The following is an 18,161-nucleotide window of genomic DNA, read 5'->3' on the forward strand; positions in this document are numbered from 1 at the left end:
GAAGATCACTTTCGGAAACTGTATCACGAGCCCGCGCGGCGCCTGAGCGAGGCCGATTTCCGCATCGCGAAGCGATCATCCGGAAACCGTATGAGGGGACGGCCGCACGACCGATCGACCCCGCGGGCGCCGCGCGGGGTCGCGGGTGATCCGCCGCTCGGCCCCTTCGCCGGATCGGTCATCGGGCGGCGACAGCGATGCGAGACCACGCAGTGCGGCGGACCTGTCTGACGCGGTTCTGCTTCAGTGGCGGGCCTGCTCGGCGTCGAGGGAGGCCAGTTCGGCCCGCGCCTTCTCGATCAGGCGGGCATGCTGGAGCTGGAGGGCGCGGCTGTTGGCGCCCTGACCGGCGGAGCTGCGGATCTCGGCGAGCGACCGCTCGTAGTCCTGAAGCTGGGCCTCGGCCCGGCGGCGGCGTTCCGCGATGGTCTGTTGCATTCCGGTTTCCCCTTGGTGCTGAAGCGGGCCGGCCTTGATGGCCGGACACCGCTATGGGCCAAGCCTGGCCGCCGGAACGGCCAAGCTGGTCCAGCATGGTCACCAGTGGGGCGAGAATGCGGCACGGCCGCCGCGCATGCGGCGACCGCGGGGCAATTCCGGTTCAGAACCCGCGATAATACCCGCGGGGGCCGTGCCCCCAGTGGCGGTGACCCCAGTGATGGTGCCGGCGGTAGCCATAGGCGCGGCCGTAGGGCGGACCGAAATGCCGGCGATAGCCGTAGGGACGGCCCCAGTGGCGATGGTGGCGGTGGTAGCCGTACTGCGCCCAGGTGGTGGGAGCCTGCGCTTCCGCGGCCGTCGGAGCGGTGAGAGGCGCGGCGGTCGCGGCCTGCGGCGCGAGGGCGGCACCGCCCAGCACGAGCCCGGCGGCCAGGATCACGGTCTTCAGCAAGGGGGACAACTCCTGCTTGAGGGATGCACGCGCCCGCTAAGGCACGGATGCGCACAACGCGTGACCCCCGCGAACCGTTGCATCCCATCGTGCCGGGGGGCGGACGCCCCGGCGCGAGCGGATGTGGGCGTCAGGCGATCTTCAGGGTCATGTCGATGACGGGCGCCTGTCCCGCCCCCTTCACCAGGGCGATGCCGTGCTCGCAATCCTGGCGGCGGGCATAACCCTCGGCCGAATCGGCGATGACCTCGCCATTCGTCGCCCGCAGCCGCCAGCGCCAGTGTCCATCGGCATCCCGGAAGAGTTCGAAGCGCATCGCGGTCTCCTGTGGCGGCTGATCTCCCCTTGAGATGGGGGTGAGAGGAGGCGCGGCAATATCGGCCTGCCGGTGGCGCGGCCGCTGAGCGAGGCTGACGAGGCGTCACGACCGCGCCGCTTTGTCCGGCCACGCTGCGTCGGCAGGGCGGAGCGGTGGCGTGTCCGCGCTGGCGGAGCCCGGCATTGATGCGTCTGCCCCCTCTCGTCCTGTTGCTGCTCGCGGTCGGTCCGGTGATGAGCGGCCCGGTCCTGGCCCAGGAGAATCCCGACACGCCGCGCCGCGGGAACGTCCTGTCGGTGCGCGGGAGGGCCCAGCACTGGCAGAAGCCGGACACGGCGCGGATCGAGATCAGGGTGACGACCAAGGGGCGGACCCTGGACGGCACCGCGCAGGCGCATCAGGAGCGCACGCCGCGAGCCTACGAGATCCTGAAGGCGCTCGAGAGCAGCGGCGTGACGATCGAGAAGAGCACGTTCCGGTTGAACGAGGAGCAGCGCGGCTATCCGACGCCCGCGAACCCGAATCCGAAGGTGCCGGACCTGCCCTTCACGGCGATGAGCGACCTGACGCTGAAGCTCACCGCCGTCGATGCCGTCAATCCGACCGTGACCCGGCTCGTGGGCAGCGGCCTCTTCGAGGTTCTCAAGGTGACCTTCTCGGTCGAGGCCGATCGGCAGGCGCTCAACGAGGCGCGCCGGGCCGCGGTGCTCGATGCCCGCGAGCAGGCCCGGATCTACGCGGAGGCCGCGGATCTCAAACTGGTCGAGATCACCGAGATCGCGGATGGCGAGGCGACGCCGCCGGAGGGCTATGCCGATCTGCCGCGCTCCGCGCGCATCATCCACATCATCCCGCCCGCGGCCGTCGATTTCTCCGCGTCCGTGACGATCCGCTGGCGCATCGCGCCGCGCTGACCCGGCTGCCGAAACGGAAACGGCCCGCGCTCAAGCTTGAGCGCGGGCCGCCGATCGGTCGTCGGCCGGGCTGTCGGCCCGGCCGCGATGGTGCCTTACCGGGGCGCGCGCTCCAGCCAGCCGATGGCGCGGCCGTCCTGGCCGTTGCCGCCGGGCGCGCGGTCACGGCGCTGGGGCTGCCCCTGCGGGCGGCCATGGCCCTTCGGGCCCTCGGCACGGTGAGCCGGACGTCCGTCCTGACCCTGGCGGGCGGGACGCCCCTCCTGCGCCGGACGGCCGCCGTCGCGCGGCCGGCACTCGGCCGGGCGGCCGCCGTGGTTCTGCGGGCGCGCGCCCTGGGGCCGGGCCCCCGCCCCGTTCTGCGGACGGCCCCCCTGCGGGCGGCCGGGGCGCTGGCCCCGCGGGCCGGCCTGGCGCCGGTCGCGCTCGGACTCGGCCACCGCCTCGGCGGCCTCCTGGCGGCTCGGGGGCACGAAGCCCTCCGGGATCGCCATCTCGGGCACCTTCTGGCGGGTCAGCCGCTCGATGTCGCGCAGATAGGCGCGCTCCTCCTCGTTGCAGAACGAGATGGCGAGCCCGTCCGCCCCCGCCCGCGCGGTGCGGCCGATGCGGTGGACATAGGCCTCCGGCACGTTCGGCAGGTCGAAGTTCACCACGTGGGTGACGCCCTCGACGTCGATGCCGCGCGCCGCAATGTCGGTGGCGACGAGGACCCGGCAGGTCCCGGCCCGGAAGGCGGCGAGCGCCCGCTCGCGCTGCGGCTGGGACTTGTTGCCGTGGATCGCCGCCGAGCCGATGCCGGCCTTCTCGAGGCCGCGCACGACGCGGTCGGCGCCGTGCTTGGTGCGGGTGAAGACCAGCACGCGGTCGATGGAGTCGTCGCGCAGGATCGTGCCGAGCAGGGCCTGCTTGGCGCCCGTCGAGACGTGGACCACCCGCTGCTCGACGCGCTCGGCGGTGGTGGCCACCGGCGTCACCGCCACCTGGATCGGGTCGCGCAGGTACTGCGCGGCCAGCGACGCGATGTTCTTCGGCATGGTGGCCGAGAAGAACAGGCTCTGGCGCTCCTTCGGCAGCAGCGTGACGATGCGGCGCAGGGCGTGGATGAAGCCGAGATCGAGCATCTGGTCGGCCTCGTCGAGGACGAGGTACTCGACCGAATCGAGGCTCAGGGACCGGCGGTCGATGAGGTCGAGCAGCCGGCCCGGGGTCGCGACCAGGATGTCGATGCCGTTCGCCAGCGCCCGCTCCTGGCGGCTGATGGTGACGCCGCCGAACACCACGGTGGTCGAGAAGGGCAGGAACTTGCCGTAATCGCGGAAGCTGTCGGCGATCTGGCTGGCGAGCTCGCGGGTGGGCGAGAGGACGAGCACCCGGCAGCCGCGGCGCGGGGCGCGCCTCGTCGGGGTCTCGCTGGCGAGGCGGTGCAGGATCGGCAGCGCGAAGGCCGCGGTCTTGCCGGTGCCGGTCTGGGCGATGCCGCAGAGGTCGCGGCCGGTCATGGCGGGGGGAACCGCCTGCGCCTGGATCGGGGTCGGCGTGACGTAGCCGGTCTCGGCGAGCGCCTTCAGGAGCGGCGCCGCAAGGCCGAAATCAGTGAACTGGGTCAAGGTGGAGGAATCTCTCGGGAAGCAGCGGGATCGCCCGGATGGGTGCGGAGCACCGCGAATCGCGATCCGTCGTTCTGGGGAGGGCCGCCCGCGTGATGGGGCCGCCCGGAGGGTCAAGCGATTGAAGAGAGGGGCCGGGTCTGCCGCGCGAAAAACGGGCCAATCCGTCACGCAGCCCTCTCACGCGGGCCTGGAGGCCGCTGACGCTGCAAGGGCGATATGGCGTTGTGCGGGTGCGAAGTCAATGCGATCGATGCGAACTCGGTCGGTTGAGCGGTGGATGGGGCCCTTCCAGCCCCGTCAATCCGCCGCGGCGAGCGGGCTCGCCACCTCCTCCAGCGGGCGCCGCTCGGCCGCCACGCCCCAGATGCCCGCGACGATCCCCGCCGCGACCATCAGGCCGGAGGCCAGCAGGTAGCCGCCGAGGATCGCCTCCCGGGACTTCCCCTCGATGAGCAGGCCGAACAGGGCCGGTCCCGCCGCCCCGACGGCGGTGCCGATGGCGTAGAACACCGCGATCGCGAAGGCCCGGATCTCCAGCGGAAACACCTCGCTCACCGTGAGATAGGCGGAACTCGCCGCCGCCGAGGCGAAGAAGAACACCGCCATCCAGCTGATCGTCAGCGTGGTGGCGGTCAGCGTCTCCTGCTGGAACAGCACGCCGCTCACCGCGAGCAGCAGGCCCGAGATCCCGTAGGTCAGCGCGATCATCGGCTTGCGGCCCAGCGTGTCGAACAGGCGCCCGAGCAGCACCGGGCCGAAGAAGTTGCCCGCCGCGAAGGGCAGGATGTACCAGCCGATCGCCCCGGCCGGCACGTGGTAGAAGTCGATCAGGATCAGCCCGTAGGTGAAGAAGATCGCATTGTAGAAGAAGGCCTGGGCCGCCATCAGGGCGAGGCCGACGAAGGCGCGCTGCCGGTAATGGGCGAGCGCGGCGAAGACTTCCCGGAGCGGCGTGTGGCTGCGCTGGCGCAGGCGCGCCGTGCGGAACGGCCCCTCGGCGAGGACGTGGCCCTCGCGCCGGAAGCGGTCCTCGATGCAGCCCACGATGGCCTCGGCCTCCGCGGCCCGGCCGTGGGTCATCAGCCAGCGGGGGCTCTCGGGGATCCAGGTGCGCAGGGCCAGGATGACGAGGCCGAGGAGCGCGCCGAGGAGGAAGGCCGCGCGCCAGCCGTGATCGGGCCCGAACAGGGCCGGGTCGAGCACGATCAGCGAGGCCCCCGCCCCCAGCACCGCGCCGAGCCAGAACGAGCCGTTGATGACGAGATCGGTCCAGCCGCGGGCCCGGGCCGGGATCAGCTCCTGGATGGTCGAGTTGATCGCCGTGTACTCCCCGCCGATGCCGGCCCCGGTGAGGAACCGGAACAGGCAGAAGCTCCAGAGATTCCACGAGAACCCAGTGGCGGCGGTGGCCGCCAGATAGACCGCGAGGGTGATGAAGAACAGCTTCTTGCGCCCGAGCCGGTCGGTGAGCCAGCCGAAGCCGACCGCCCCCAGCACCGCGCCCGCGAGGTAGCTCGACGTGGCGAACCCGATCTCGGCATTGGTGAAGCGCAAGGTCGGGCTCTCGCGCAGGGCGCCCGCCAGCGCCCCGGCGAGCGTCACCTCGAGTCCGTCGAGGATCCATGTGATGCCGAGCGCCACCACCACCAGGGTGTGGAAGCGCCCCCAGGGCAGCCGGTCCAGACGGGCCGAGACGTCGGTTTCGACGACGATGCCGGTGGGGCGGGTCGGGGCGCGGGCGAGCGAGGACATCGGCACCTGTGCTGCGTGCGGGGCGGATGACGGGAGAGATAGGGCGCGGGCCGCCGACCCGGCATCGCGGCTCGCTGCCATGCGCCGGCCGGCGATGCGGCCGGGATCGGGCCGTGCCACAACGGCAGCGCGAACCAGGGAGGGCGGGATGGCGGAGGCCTCGGATCCGGCGGTGATCGTGCGCGCGTGCGGGCCCGACGACATCCCGGCCGTGCAGGCGATCTACGCGCAGGCGGTGCTGACCGGCCGGGCCTCGTTCGAACTCGACCCGCCGGATCTTCCGGAGATGCGCCGCCGCCATGCCGGCCTCGTCGAGGCGGGCTTCCCGTATCTGGCCGCCCTGCGGGACGGGGAGCTTCTCGGCTACGCCTATGCGGGTCCCTACCGGGCGCGGCCGGCCTACCGGGGCACCGTGGAGAACTCGGTCTACGTCGATCCGGCCCGGCACGGACGGGGCGTCGGCCGGCTCCTGCTCGGCGGCCTGATCGCGGCGGCGGAGGAGCGGGGCTTCCGCCAGATGGTGGCGGTGATCGGCGATTCGGCGAATCTCGCCTCGATCCGTCTGCACGCGGCCCTGGGCTTCGGCCACGCGGGAATCCTGCGCGCGGTCGGCTGGAAGCACGGGCAATGGCTCGACACGGTGCTGATGCAGCGCGCGCTCGGCGCGGGCGATGCCGCGCCGCCGGATCCGCGGTGATCCCGCCCGGCCTCGTGCTGCGGCTCGGCCTCTCGCAGCTCGTGCTCTGGGGCGTCAGCTACTACCTCGTGGGCGTCTTCGGGCCGGCGATCGGCGCCGATCTCGGCCTCTCGCCGAGCCTGACCTATGGCGGCTTCTCGGTGGGCCTCCTCGTCATGGGCTTCGCCTCGCCGATGGTGGGGCGCGCCATCGATTTGCGGGGCGGCCGGGCGGTGATGAGCCTCGGCTCCGGGGTGGTCGCGGCCGGCCTCGCCGGCCTCGCCGCCTGCCGGGGCCTCGTCGGCTACGGCCTCGCCTGGGCCGTGCTCGGGCTCGGCATGCGCATGACGCTCTACGAGGCGGCCTTCGCGGCGCTGGCGCGCATCGGCGGCGCGCAGGCCCGGCGGCCGATCGCCCAGGTGACGCTGTTCGGCGGGCTCGCGTCGAGCGTGCTCTGGCCCGTGGGCCACGCGCTGGCCGAGGCCCATGGCTGGCGGATGGCGCTCCTCGCCTATGCGGCCCTCGCCCTCGCGACCCTGCCGCTCCACCGCGCCATCCCGGATGCGCGTCATGCGCCGGGCGCCCCCCGCGGCCGGGGGCCCGTCCGGCCGCCGCTCGCGCGCGATCCGGCCGAGATCCGCCTCGCCGGGGGGCTCTACGCCCTGACCGCCGCCCTCGCGAGCGTCCTCAACGCGGCCATGTCCGCCCACATGATCCCGATCCTGATCGGGCTCGGGATCGGCCCCGCCGCGGCGGTCTGGATCGGCACCGTGCGGGGGATCGGCCAGACCGGCTCGCGCCTCGGCGAGGTGCTGTTCGGGCGCCGCCTCAGTCCGCTCGCCCTCGGCCTCGCGGCGGCGCTCCTCCTCCCGGTCGGGTTCGCGGCGGGCTTCGCGAGCGGACAGGCCGTCGCCGCGGCGCTCGCCTTCGCCTTCCTGTACGGAGCCGGGAACGGGCTCCTCACCATCGTCCGCGGCACCGTCCCCCTCGTGCTGTTCGCGCCGCAGGATTACGGGACGCGGGTCGGACGGCTGCTCGCCCCGAGCTTCGTCGTCTCGGCGCTCGCCCCCCTCGCCTTCGCGGCGACGATCGAGCAGGCCGGCGAGGCGGCGGCCCTCGGCCTGGCGCTCGCTCTCTCCGCCATCGTGGTCGGTGCGTCGGCGTGGCTGTGGTGGCGTTTCGGCCGTGCGGCGCCGGACCTCGGCGACCTCGCCCCCTGAGCGCGCTTACGTGCCCTTAACCACGCCGGTTGTAGGTCTCTTAACCATGATTTTCGAACCCCCGGCCTGTGGCGGGGGTGGTGCAGGCGGAGCGGCCGGTGGGGGCAGAGCGGCCGAGGAGCGAGGCGCGGCGCGGGGCTGCGGGATGCGCGGGCGGCGTCGCGCTCGCGGTGCTCACCCTCCTCGCGGAGCCCGCCGCCGCCCAGAGCGTGTCGGGATCCGGGCTCGGGTCCGATGCCACGGCCTCCGATGCAGGCGGCCGGCCGGGCGGGGTCGGGGGTCTGCGCGGCTCGTCGGATCCCGCCGGGCAGGCGGGCCGCTTGCGCGGCGCGGGCGAACGGCTGCGCCCGCCCCCGCGCCGGCGCACGCGCGCGCCCACGGCGGCGCTCGTGCGGCAGGTCACGCAGGCTCCGGTCCCCGACCCACGGGTGCGGCCGGTCGTCCAGGAGCCCGTGACCGGCCTGCCCGACCCGATCCTCGCCGGGATGCTGCTGCGCCGCCGCCCGATCGACCCGAACGACCCCTACGCGCCGCTCGGGCTGAAGTTCGGCAGCCTCGTGCTGTTCCCGGCCCTCCAGCAGAGCATCGGCTACGACACCAACCCGGACCGCGCCCTCCGGGGCAAGGCATCGCTGGCCCTGCGCACGGACGGCGAACTCGGCTTCCTCAGCGAGGGGCCGGCCCACTCGCTCACCGGCACCCTGCGCGGAGGCTACAGCGACTTTCCGGACAACCGCACCGCCAACCGCCCGGACGGCGACGGAGCCTTCCAGCTGCGCGTCGACGCCTCGCGCGACACCCATCTCGAGGTCACGGGGCGCTACGCGGTCACGACCCAGCGCGCCGGCAGCCCCGACCTCAACGCGCAGCTGCGCGAGCGCCCGATCGCGGCCGCCTATGGCGGCACGGTCGGGGTGGTGCAGGATTTCAACCGGCTGCAGGTGGCCCTGCGCGGCGTCGTCGCCCGCGAGACCTACGCCGATGCGCAACTCGCCGCCGGGGGCACCCTGCCGCAGGGCGACCGCAACGCCACCACCTACGGCGTCCGCCTGCGCACCGGCTACGAGATCCGGCCCGGCTTCACGCCCTTCGTGGACGCCCTGGTCGATACCCGCATCCACGATCTCGCGGTGGACTTCTCCGGCTACCGCCGCGATTCGGACGGGCTCACGCTCCGGGCGGGCAGCACCTTCGAGATCAGCCGGCTCCTCACCGGCGAGGTCTCGGGCGGCTATCTCTGGCGCCGCTACGACGACAGCCGCCTGCGCGACGTCACCGGCCCGGTCTTCGACGGCGCCATCGCCTGGGCGGCGACGCCGCTCACCACGGTGCGCCTCATCGCCAGCACGGGCGTGATCGAGACTGTGGTGCCGAATGCGAGCGGCGTGCTCACGCAATCCGTGGGCGCCGAAATCGCCCACGACCTGCGGCGCAACCTGCGCGTGACGCTGCTCGGCTCGATCTACACGAACGACTATCAGGGCGTGAGCATCCACGAGACCGGCTATCTCGCCGGCCTGCGGGTGGATTACCGGATCAACCGCTGGCTCGGCGTCCGGATGAGTTACGCCCACGAGAACCTGAACAGCACGGCGGCGGGATCGAGCTACGCCTCCGACACCGTGCTGCTGGGGGTGCGCGTCAACCCGTGAGGCGCCTCATCCCGTGAGGCCGCGGGCCGCGACCGGGATTTCGCCGGTGATGCGTCCGCCCCGGGTGGTCACCAGCCGGTCGACCATGTTGACCACCACGCAGACGTGGTTGGGAACCACCCGCACCACGGTTCCGACCGGCAGCGCCTCCGGGCAGGCCGAGAGGTCGAGGAAGCCGTGCTCCTCGGCAAATCGATGGATCCGGGCCTGGGGCACCTCGCGGATCAGCCCGTAGCCGTCGAGGCCGCCGCCCGGATCCGAGGTGAGCGTCTTCGAGCCGGCATCGAGGATGCCGCGCTCGGGCGTCGCCCGGCTCACCACCGTCGCCACCACGTCGAGGGCGCAATCCGCCAGGGTCGCGGCGCCGCAGGCCAGCATCATGCGGTCGTTGAAGATGCAGGTTCCGGCCCGGTGCTCGGTGACGCCCTTGATCGCCCCGAGATTGGCGAGGTTGGGGGTCCCGCCCGTCGAGACGATGCGGGCCTCGAGCCCCTGCTCCGCGAGCCCGGCCCGAACCGTGTCGAGGAAGGCCTGCGTCTCCGCCATGGCGTCCTCCGGCGGGTAGAGGAGCAGACCGGCGAAGCGCAGGCCGGGCGTGTCCGCGATCATGCGGGCGAGCGCCACCGCCTCGGCGGCCGTCGCCACCCCAGCGCGGCCCCGGCCGGTGTCGCATTCCACCACCACGTCGAGGGGATGGCGGGCGGAGGCGGCGGCCTCGCCGAGCCCCGCCACCACCGCCGGGTGATCCGCGCTCACGGTGAGCGGCCAGCGCTCCAGGAAGCGCGCGAGCCGCGCACGCTTGTGCGGGCCGACGAGGTTGTAGCTGATCAGGATGTCGGAGAGACCGGCCTCGGCCATCACCTCGGCCTCGCCCAGGGTCTGGCAGGTGAGGCCCCGGGCGCCCGCCTCCTGCTGCATCCGTGCGAGGATCGGGCTCTTGTGGGTCTTGATGTGCGGGCGGTTGGACAGCCCGGCTGCGTCGCAGGCGGCCTGGAGCCGGGCGATGTTCCGCTCGACCTGATCGAGGTCGATCATCACGGCGGGCGAGCCGAATGTGCGGGCGACCTCTTCGGCCAGCGTGGTCATGGGATCTCCTGGGTTTGCGGGAGGCGGGTGCATCCGCCGCCCTTCAGCACGTCGCATGCCACGGGCGCCAGCCCTGGCCCGGCGCCGTCCTCAGCGCACCAGGGCGAGGGGCGCACCGGATTTCGAGAGGGCACCGTCCATGGCGCCGCCCGCCGGGCGCAGGCGCGCCGCCACGGTGCCGCCCGGCTGGTAGAGGTAGACCTCCCCATCCCGATAGTCCCAGGCCGTGACCTTGGCGAGATCCTTGTTGGCGCAGCCGCTCGACGACGCCTTGTAGAGGTCGAGGGACGGGGTGCTCGCGAGCGTGACGCGGCAACTCGCCCCGGTGGCGTCCTTCGCCGTCCAGCCGCCGACCACCGAGGAGCGGCCGCCGCTCGTCACCGGCGGGGCGACGGGCGGCGGGGCGATGGCGGCCTGCTGCTGCGCCGGCGGGTTCGGCTCGGCCATGATCGCGCCGCCGGGATTGGCCACCACGCCCGGGGCGGCGCTGGCGCCCGGCGGCGGGGCGAGCGGGGACGAGGTCACCGGTCCGCTCGCGAGGCCCGGCGCGCCGAGATCCGGTTCCACCTCCGGCGCCACCGGGCGGGCCGCCTGCCGGGAGGCGAGGCGCGGCGCCTGCTGATCGAAGCGGGAGGAGGCGCAGGCCCCCAGGCTCGCGGCGAGCGCCAGAACGGCGACGGAGCGGAGATACGGACGCGGCATCACGGGGTCCCGGGCAGGAGGAGCGGTTTCCCGGGCACATACGCGGCCCCGAAGGCGCGGGCAGGGCCGCGCGAAACGACAAAGGCGCCCGCAGGCGCCTTTTCGAGCAGGTGTGACCCAAAGGCATCAGGCGCGGGCCCGCCTCCCGGGGGGCGGGCCCGCGCCGACGGCGTCCTACGGTTTCCGGTTGAGCGCTTCGCCATGCGGAAACCGGCTTCGCTCAGGCGTGCGCGGAGCCCTGCTCCGCGCCGCGCGGGCTTGTGATACGGTTCCCGGACGTGATCTTCCGAAGACCGAATCACACCTCGCGGGTGACCATCATCTTCTTGATCTCGGCGATGGCCTTCGCCGGGTTCAGCCCCTTCGGGCAGGTGTTGGCGCAGTTCATGATGGTGTGGCAGCGGTAGAGCCGGAACGGGTCGTGCAGGATGTCGAGCCGCTCGCCCGTATGCTCGTCGCGGCTGTCGATCAGCCAGCGATAGGCCTGGAGCAGGGCCGCCGGGCCGAGGAAGCGGTCGCCGTTCCACCAGTAGCTCGGGCAGGAGGTGGTGCAGCAGGCGCAGAGGATGCACTCGTAGAGGCCGTCGAGGCGCGCGCGGTCCTCCGGCGTCTGGCGCCACTCCTTCTCGGGGGCCGGGGTCTCGGTCTGCAGCCAGGGCTCGATCGCCGCGTGCTGGGCGAAGAAGCTCGACAGGTCCGGCACCAGATCCTTCAGCACCGGCATGTGCGGCAGCGGATAGATCTTGATCTGCTTGGCCTCGCAATCGTCGATGCCGAGCGTGCAGGCGAGCGTGTTCTGCCCCATGATGTTCATGGCGCAGGAGCCGCAGATGCCCTCGCGGCAGGAGCGCCGGAAGGTCAGGGTCGGGTCGATCTTGTTCTTGATGTACAGGAGCGCGTCGAGGACCATCGGGCCGCAATCGTCGCGATCGACGTAGTAGGTGTCGATCCGCGGATTGGAGCCGTCATCCTGGTTCCAGCGGTAGATCCGGAACTCCTGCAGGTTCTTAGCCCCGGCCGGCTTCGGCCAGGTCTTGCCCTCGCTGTACTGCGAGTTCTTGGGAAGGTTGAACTGGGCCATGAGACGAGAAGGCTCCCGAAAAGATCAATCCAGCATGCGGTGGCCGACGGGAATCGCCTTGGCGGGGCCTTTCGGGCGCCGCTCGAACACGACGAGACTGTCGTAGAAGGCGATGGCGTCGGTGACGTCGGCGAAGCCGGGATCGCGCGGCTCCGGATCGGGGTCGAGCACGTAGCGGGCGTGCAGCCGGTCGAGCAGGTCCTTGGCGTATTCCATGAAGGCGCCGGGCGCCCGCAAGCCGCCGCCGATCTCCCGCCAGTAGGAGCAGTGCACGTCCTCCACCGCGTAGACGCCGTCCGGCGCCATCAGCGGATAGAGGGTCTCGAAGGTGGCGATCTGGTGCTCGCTGCGGTGACTGCCGTCGTCGATCACCACGTCGACCCCACCCATCGCCTCGACGATCCGGCGCAGCAGGGCCGTGTCGGCTTGGCTGCCGATGTGGATGGTGACGTCCGGCCCGCCGACATCCGCGCAGCGCGGGTCGATGTCGAGCCCGTGGATCACCGCCTGCGGCCCGAGATAGCGCCGCCAGACCTGGAGCGAGCCGCCGTGGTTGACGCCGATCTCCAGGAAGCGGACCGGCCTCCCGCGGTAGCGCGCGAGGTGGCGGTCGTAGGCGTCGAGGTAGTGGGTCCATTTCGACGCGAAGCGGTCGCCTTGCGCGAAATAGGCGTCGCGCATCGGGTTCGAGACCCGCGCGCGCTCCGCCGCGAGGTCGAGCCCGGTCGAGGCGCCGCGGACGATCTCCTCCCAGGAGGACGGGGGCGCCGCCGGCGCCCCCGTCCGGAGGAAGTCGGGTGAGGCCGCGGGCTTCCCCCGGCGCAGCCGCTTCAGCATGGCGTCCTCCCGCGCGTCCCCATCCCGGTCCGCACGGCGCTCAGTAGACCCGCGCCTTCGGCTCGATATACGCGATGTCGTTCGACATCGTGTAGGTGTGGACCGGCCGGTAGTCGATCGTCACCTTGCGGCCCTGCGGGTCGAGCCAGGACAGGGTGTGCTTCATCCAGTCCTTGTCGTTGCGGTCGGGGAAGTCCTCGCGGGCATGCGCGCCGCGCGACTCGGTGCGGTTGGCCGCCGATTCCATGGTCACGACCGCCTGGCCGATCAGGTTGTCGAATTCCAGGGTCTCGAGCAGGTCGGTGTTCCAGACCAGCGAGCGGTCGGTGATGCGGATGTCGTCGATGCCCGACCACACCTTGTGGATGAGGTGCTTGCCCTCCTCCAGCACCTCGCCGGTGCGGAAGACCGCGCAGTTGTTCTGCATGGTCTTCTGCATGTCGAGGCGCAGATCCGCGGTCGGCGTGGCGCCGTTCGCGTGGCGGAAATGGTCGAGGCGGGAGAGCGCCTTGTCGGACGAGTCCTTGGGCAGGTCGGGCAGGCGGCCGTTGGCCTCCACGATCTCGGCACAGCGCAGGCCCGCGGCGCGACCGAACACCACGAGGTCGATGAGCGAGTTCGAGCCCAGCCGGTTGGCGCCGTGCACCGAGACGCAGGCCGCCTCGCCGATCGCCATCAGGCCCGGCACCACGTAGTCGGGGTTGCCGTCCCTCAGGGTCAGCACTTCGCCGTGATAGTTCGTCGGGATGCCGCCCATGTTGTAATGCACGGTCGGCAGGACCGGGATCGGCTCCTTGGTCACGTCGACGCCCGCGAAGATCTTGGCCGACTCGGAGATGCCGGGCAGGCGCTCGTGCAGGATCTTGGGGTCGAGGTGGTCGAGGTGCAGGAAGATGTGGTCCTTGCCCTTGCCGACGCCGCGGCCGGCCCGGATCTCCATGGTCATGGAGCGGGAGACCACGTCGCGCGAGGCGAGGTCCTTGGCGGAGGGGGCGTAGCGCTCCATGAAGCGCTCGCCCTCGGAATTGGTGAGGTAGCCGCCCTCGCCGCGGGCGCCCTCGGTGATCAGGCAGCCCGCCCCGTAGATGCCGGTCGGGTGGAACTGCACGAACTCCATGTCCTCAAGGGCGAGGCCGGCGCGCAGCACCATGGCGTTGCCGTCGCCCGTGCAGGTATGGGCGGAGGTCGCCGAGAAATAGGCGCGCCCGTAGCCGCCCGTCGCCAGGATGGTCATGGCGGCGCGGAAGCGGTGGATCTCGCCGGTCGACTGGTCGAGGGCGATCACGCCGCGACAGCGCCCCTCCTCGTCCATGATCAGGTCGAGGGCGAAGTACTCGATGAAGAAGTTGGTCTTGTTCCGGACCGCCTGCCCGTAGAGCGTGTGGAGCATGGCGTGGCCGGTGCGGTCGGCCGCCGCGCAGGTGCGCTGGGCGGTGCCCTTGCCGTAATCGGTGGTCATGCCGCCGAAGGGCCGCTGGTAGATCTTGCCCTCGGCCGTGCGCGAGAACGGCACGCCCCAATGCTCCAGCTCGTAGACCGCCGCGGGAGCGTTGCGCACGAGATACTCGATGGCGTCCTGGTCGCCGAGCCAGTCCGACCCCTTCACGGTGTCGTACATGTGCCAGCGCCAATCGTCGGGCCCCATGTTGCCGAGCGAGGCCGAGATGCCGCCCTGCGCCGCCACGGTGTGCGAGCGGGTCGGGAACACCTTGGTGATGCAGGCGGTGCGCAGGCCGGCCTGGGAGCAGCCGACCGTGGCGCGCAGGCCCGCGCCGCCGGCCCCGACGACGACGACGTCGAAGCTGTGATCGACGATGGGGTAGGCCTTGCCGTTCTGAGCCGGCGCGGCGGTTCCGTTGGTGGCCATGGGGGGATCCTGTGAGAAGACGTCAGACGAAGGCGCGCAGGCTGATCCGCACGATGGCGTAGAGGCAGGCGACCGCCACGACGACGCTGTAGAAGGTGTTGGCCATCACGGCCGCGATCTTCAGGCCCTTGTCGTGCACGTAGTCCTCGATGACGATCTGCATGCCCATCCGCATGTGGTTCGTCACCGAGAGGACGCCGAGGATGAGCAGGATCGCGACGAGCGGATGCGACACGAGGCGGACCGCATCCTCGTAGGAGCGCCCGGCGCAGAGCGCCACGATCACCACGAAGGCCAGGATGAGCGGCACGTTGGAGACCGCGGTGAGGCGGTGCAGCCACCACTCGCCCGCGCCGTGATGGGCCGGGCCGAGCCCCTGCGCCCGGGCGTAGGAGGTGCGGATGGTGCGGGTGGCTTCGGGACGGTTGTCGACCATGGGATCCTCCCGCGCCCTCAGCGCGCCAGCAGGGCCGCGGCCCAGATCACGGCGGTGAGCACCGCCGAGCCGACCAGCGTGTACTTCGCCATGGCGATGCGGGTGCCCGGGTCCATGCCGTGGCCGAAATCCCAGACCAGGTGCCGGATGCCGCCCAGCATGTGGTGCATCAGGATCCAGGTATAGGCGAAGATCACGAGGCGCCCGAGGATCGAGCCGTAGAGCCACGCGACCGGGTCGTAGGCGGCCTTGCCGGAGGCCAGCGCCACGAGCCAGATCGCCACGAGGGCGGTGCCGCCGTAGAGCGCGATCCCGGTGAGTCGGTGGGCCACCGACATCGCCATGGTCCAGGTCCAGCGGTAGATCTGGAGGTGGGGCGACAGCGGTCGGGCCACGGCGGGCCTGACGATTTCGGCCATGATGATCCTCAGCTCCTCGGCGCCCGAAACTGGTCCGGTTCTAAACTCAGGTGCTTATCGGCTCCGTGACGGGCCGGCAACGCGGACGGATGGCGGCGCCCCGGTTTCGGGTGCGCACCATTCTCCGCCGCCCTCTTTGTTTGGAAATGGTCCGGTTCGCAATGTGAATCTCGTTGACGGAGGCTTCGCGGTTCGCGAAGTCTGAGGCGGTTCGCCAGGGCTGGTATACCAGAGCTTTCCACGGCCGCCCTTCGTCCCCGGCGCAGGATGCGCCGCTTTCCACCCGGCGCAGGATGCGCCCTCGCCCACCCGGTCAGGCCGCGCATGCATTTCGACCTCGTCGACCTCAGCCTGTTCCGCCACGTGGTCGAGGCCGGCTCGATCACCCACGGGGCGAACCGGGCGAACCTCGCGCTCGCGGCGGCGAGCCACCGCATCCGGGCCATGGAGGCGTCCCTCGGCGCCGCCCTCCTCACCCGCGCCCGGCACGGGGTCACGCCCACGCCCGCGGGACGCACCCTCCTCGCCCATGCCCGGGCGATCCTGGGCGATGTCGAGCGGCTGCAATCGGATCTCGCCGCCTTCGCGGGCGGGGCGGCCGGACAGATCCGCGTCCTGTCGAACACCAACGCGCTCACCGAGTTCCTGCCCGAGGTGCTGTCGGCCTACCTGACGCAGCATCCCGGCGTGAGCGTCGAGATCGAGGAGCGGCTCTCCGACGAGATCGTCGGGCTGGTGGCCGAGGGTGCGGCCGATCTCGGCCTCGTGGCCGCCACCGTGGATACGGGCGCGCTCCAGACCTATCCGTTCCGGCGCGACCGCTTCGTGCTGGTGGTGGCGGCCGACCATCCCCTCGCCGCCCGGGAATCGGTCGGCTTCGCGGAGGTGCTCGGCCACGACGTGGTCGGCCTCGACCGGGCGAGCGCGCTGACCCGCTTCCTCCTCACCAAGGCGGCGCGGATCGGCCAGCCCCTGCGGCTGCGGGTGCAGTTGCGCGGCTTCGACGCGGTCTGCCGGCTGGTGGAGTGCCGGGTCGGCCTCGGCATCGTGCCGGAGACCACCGCCCGGCGGGCGGCGCGCACCATGGCGATCGCGGCGGTGGCGCTCGAGGATCCCTGGGCAGCCCGCGACCTCACGATCTGCGTGCGGGATCTCGGGGCGCTGGCCCCCTTCGCGCAGGATTTCGTGGCCCATCTGCGCGGCGGGAGCTGATCGGGTCCGTCACGGTCTCCGCGGGGCCGCGCCCGGCGGGAATCCGGGAGGCCGGCTCCGAGGGTGGCGTCTCAGACGTAGCGAAATCGGGCCGGCTCGGGCCGCGCCGCCTGCTGCCAGCGCGCTGCCGCCGCGAGGTTGGGCAAGCCCGGCAAGGGCCCGTCCGCGCTCAGCGCGTCCGCGATGGCGTCGGCCTCGTCCATGTCGAGGCCGATCTGCAGCACGCCGTCGATCACCGCGGTCTGGCCGGTGCGGACGTCGTAGACCGTCCAGCCGAAGCGGTCGCGGCGGATGTCGTAGCGGATCAGGTCTGCCTTGGTGTCCATGGTACGGCTCCGTTCCGATCGCTGTTGAGACGGGGGATAGCCCCGCCCTCCTCCGGCCAAGGTGCTGGCGCGCACATCAGGGTGCTGACCCGCCCGTGGCCGCGCCGGTCGCCCGGCTCCTCATCTGCGGCAGGGCCGTCGAGCCCCGCGGCGGTGCCTTCAGCCCCGCGGCGAGGCTCCGCGGACGTAGCCGCGCGAGATCAGCCGCTCGCGCGCCGCCCGCTGCCGCGCCGCCTCGTCGAGGGCCGCGAGAGCATCCGCCACGGCCTGCCGGAGCGCCGTGACGGGGTCGTCGCCAGCCTCCCGCAAGTAGGCCGCCGTCATCGCGTCGAGGGACGGATGCGCCTTGCTGGATTCCGCGCCGTCCGTCATCGCCGCCCGACTCACGTTGAGAACATAACATGAACAAAGCACGCGGTGCGCGAGCGGTCAAGGTTGCAGGAGGGGTCGTGTGGATTTCGGGGATGGGACGTTGCCCGACCCGCGCGCGATGTGCCCGATCGCAGGCCGATCGATCAGTTATATTTCAATTAATACCGCCGCGCTTTGGCGTTGACTCGAACGTGAGTTGGTTGTGCAGCGCGTCTGTGCTGGCCTGCGGCCTGTGCAGCAGGAGGCCGCGATGGCACGACCGGGCCTGACGATCCGCACCGATCTCGCCAGCGCCGCCGAGTTGCGTCGCCTGGCCCGGCGCGAGCCCCGCCGACGCACGATGCAGCGCCTCCTAGCCGTCGCCAACGCGCTGGAGGGCATGAGCCGCGCCGAGGCGGCGCGGGCGGCCGGAATGGAGCGCCAAGCCCTGCGCGATGCGGTGATCCGGTTCAATGCCGAGGGGTTGGCCGGGCTGGTGGATCGTCCGCACGGCCACAGGCGAGAGATCCTCAGCGAGGGTGAGCAAGCAGTTCTGGTGCATCGGATCCTGGTTGGGCCAGATCCCGAGCAAGGGGAGCCGTCGAGTTGGACGCTGCCGGACCTCTGCCGTTTCATCGAGGAGCGGTTCGACAAGACGATGTGCCCGCAATCCATGTCGCGGGTCGTGCGTCGGCTCGGGCTGTCGAAGCAGAAGGCCAGGCCCGTTCACCCGAAGCGGAACGCCCGTGCGGCGGCCGCTTTCGCCAAAGGGGGCTTCGCACCGCCGTAGCGGCGGCGGCCCAAGC

Annotated in this window: 20 protein-coding genes; 6 read left to right on the forward strand and 14 right to left on the reverse strand. The window is 71.9% G+C overall.

Annotated features, from left to right (window positions below; genetic code table 11):
- Positions 1-243: 243 nt before the first annotated feature.
- The 3 genes from ACE101_RS27630 to ACE101_RS27640 all read right to left on the reverse strand — a co-directional run bounded on the left by ACE101_RS27630 (position 244) and on the right by ACE101_RS27640 (position 1,208).
- Positions 244-438: a hypothetical protein gene (locus ACE101_RS27630; protein WP_379136653.1), complete on the reverse strand. Its 195-nt coding sequence runs from the start codon at positions 436-438 to the stop codon at positions 244-246.
- A gap of 163 nt (positions 439-601) precedes the next feature.
- On the reverse strand, positions 602-892 hold the full coding sequence (locus ACE101_RS27635) for a hypothetical protein (protein ID WP_379136655.1): 291 nt from the start codon (positions 890-892) through the stop codon (positions 602-604).
- 130 nt (positions 893-1,022) lie between these two features.
- Positions 1,023-1,208: a YegP family protein gene (locus ACE101_RS27640; protein WP_379136658.1), complete on the reverse strand. Its 186-nt coding sequence runs from the start codon at positions 1,206-1,208 to the stop codon at positions 1,023-1,025.
- Positions 1,209-1,396: 188 nt separating this feature from the next.
- On the opposite strand from ACE101_RS27640, the gene ACE101_RS27645 reads away from it, so the two are divergent.
- Positions 1,397-2,125: an SIMPL domain-containing protein gene (locus ACE101_RS27645; protein WP_379136661.1), complete on the forward strand. Its 729-nt coding sequence runs from the start codon at positions 1,397-1,399 to the stop codon at positions 2,123-2,125.
- 95 nt (positions 2,126-2,220) lie between these two features.
- Here the strand turns inward: ACE101_RS27645 and ACE101_RS27650 are convergent, their stop codons facing one another.
- Positions 2,221-3,735 carry a DEAD/DEAH box helicase gene (locus tag ACE101_RS27650; RefSeq protein ID WP_379136664.1) on the reverse strand — a complete coding sequence of 505 codons (1,515 nt, stop codon included), beginning with the start codon at positions 3,733-3,735 and terminating at the stop codon, positions 2,221-2,223.
- A gap of 300 nt (positions 3,736-4,035) precedes the next feature.
- Positions 4,036-5,490, reverse strand: a complete 1,455-nt coding sequence (locus ACE101_RS27655; RefSeq protein WP_379136666.1) for an MFS transporter — start codon at positions 5,488-5,490, stop codon at positions 4,036-4,038.
- Between the two features lie 148 nt (positions 5,491-5,638).
- On the opposite strand from ACE101_RS27655, the gene ACE101_RS27660 reads away from it, so the two are divergent.
- The 3 genes from ACE101_RS27660 (at position 5,639) to ACE101_RS27670 (ending at position 9,038) form a co-directional block, all read left to right on the forward strand.
- Positions 5,639-6,187, forward strand: a complete 549-nt coding sequence (locus tag ACE101_RS27660) for a GNAT family N-acetyltransferase (protein WP_379136669.1) — start codon at positions 5,639-5,641, stop codon at positions 6,185-6,187.
- Positions 6,184-7,386 (forward strand): MFS transporter, encoded by a 1,203-nt coding sequence (locus ACE101_RS27665; RefSeq protein ID WP_379136672.1) that lies wholly within the window; start codon positions 6,184-6,186, stop codon positions 7,384-7,386. Before ACE101_RS27660 ends, ACE101_RS27665 begins: the two co-directional genes overlap by 4 nt.
- A gap of 98 nt (positions 7,387-7,484) precedes the next feature.
- Positions 7,485-9,038 (forward strand): outer membrane beta-barrel protein, encoded by a 1,554-nt coding sequence (locus ACE101_RS27670; RefSeq protein WP_379136674.1) that lies wholly within the window; start codon positions 7,485-7,487, stop codon positions 9,036-9,038.
- Positions 9,039-9,044: 6 nt separating this feature from the next.
- Here ACE101_RS27670 and ACE101_RS27675 read toward each other — a convergent pair whose 3' ends face one another.
- The 7 genes from ACE101_RS27675 to sdhC all read right to left on the reverse strand — a co-directional run bounded on the left by ACE101_RS27675 (position 9,045) and on the right by sdhC (position 15,466).
- The gene (locus ACE101_RS27675; protein ID WP_379136675.1) at positions 9,045-10,124 is read right to left on the reverse strand and encodes an alanine racemase; all 1,080 of its coding nucleotides are present in this window, start codon (positions 10,122-10,124) and stop codon (positions 9,045-9,047) included.
- 90 nt (positions 10,125-10,214) lie between these two features.
- Positions 10,215-10,826, reverse strand: a complete 612-nt coding sequence (locus ACE101_RS27680; RefSeq protein WP_379136678.1) for an AprI/Inh family metalloprotease inhibitor — start codon at positions 10,824-10,826, stop codon at positions 10,215-10,217.
- A 298-nt stretch (positions 10,827-11,124) separates the two neighbouring features.
- Positions 11,125-11,907: a succinate dehydrogenase iron-sulfur subunit gene (locus ACE101_RS27685; RefSeq protein ID WP_379136681.1), complete on the reverse strand. Its 783-nt coding sequence runs from the start codon at positions 11,905-11,907 to the stop codon at positions 11,125-11,127.
- Positions 11,908-11,931: 24 nt separating this feature from the next.
- Positions 11,932-12,744: a class I SAM-dependent methyltransferase gene (locus ACE101_RS27690; RefSeq protein ID WP_379136684.1), complete on the reverse strand. Its 813-nt coding sequence runs from the start codon at positions 12,742-12,744 to the stop codon at positions 11,932-11,934.
- A gap of 40 nt (positions 12,745-12,784) precedes the next feature.
- Entirely contained in the window at positions 12,785-14,611 is a 1,827-nt protein-coding gene (gene sdhA, locus ACE101_RS27695) for a succinate dehydrogenase flavoprotein subunit (protein WP_379136687.1), read from the reverse strand.
- 22 nt (positions 14,612-14,633) lie between these two features.
- Complete coding sequence (gene sdhD, locus ACE101_RS27700; protein ID WP_379136688.1) at positions 14,634-15,047, reverse strand: succinate dehydrogenase, hydrophobic membrane anchor protein; 414 nt, start codon at positions 15,045-15,047, stop codon at positions 14,634-14,636.
- Between the two features lie 17 nt (positions 15,048-15,064).
- The gene (sdhC, locus tag ACE101_RS27705; protein WP_379136691.1) at positions 15,065-15,466 is read right to left on the reverse strand and encodes a succinate dehydrogenase, cytochrome b556 subunit; all 402 of its coding nucleotides are present in this window, start codon (positions 15,464-15,466) and stop codon (positions 15,065-15,067) included.
- A gap of 324 nt (positions 15,467-15,790) precedes the next feature.
- On the opposite strand from sdhC, the gene ACE101_RS27710 reads away from it, so the two are divergent.
- Positions 15,791-16,678 (forward strand): LysR family transcriptional regulator, encoded by an 888-nt coding sequence (locus ACE101_RS27710; protein ID WP_379136694.1) that lies wholly within the window; start codon positions 15,791-15,793, stop codon positions 16,676-16,678.
- Between the two features lie 71 nt (positions 16,679-16,749).
- Here ACE101_RS27710 and ACE101_RS27715 read toward each other — a convergent pair whose 3' ends face one another.
- Together ACE101_RS27715 and ACE101_RS27720 are read right to left on the reverse strand one after the other, a co-directional pair.
- Positions 16,750-17,004, reverse strand: coding sequence for a hypothetical protein (locus ACE101_RS27715; protein WP_379136696.1), 255 nt, complete (start codon positions 17,002-17,004; stop codon positions 16,750-16,752).
- Positions 17,005-17,163: 159 nt separating this feature from the next.
- Entirely contained in the window at positions 17,164-17,376 is a 213-nt protein-coding gene (locus tag ACE101_RS27720) for a hypothetical protein (protein WP_379136699.1), read from the reverse strand.
- A 250-nt stretch (positions 17,377-17,626) separates the two neighbouring features.
- On the opposite strand from ACE101_RS27720, the gene ACE101_RS27725 reads away from it, so the two are divergent.
- The gene (locus ACE101_RS27725; RefSeq protein WP_379129366.1) at positions 17,627-18,145 is read left to right on the forward strand and encodes a winged helix-turn-helix domain-containing protein; all 519 of its coding nucleotides are present in this window, start codon (positions 17,627-17,629) and stop codon (positions 18,143-18,145) included.
- Positions 18,146-18,161: the final 16 nt, after the last annotated feature.

This window comes from Methylobacterium carpenticola, assembly GCF_042748905.1.
Taxonomy (GTDB): domain Bacteria; phylum Pseudomonadota; class Alphaproteobacteria; order Rhizobiales; family Beijerinckiaceae; genus Methylobacterium; species Methylobacterium carpenticola.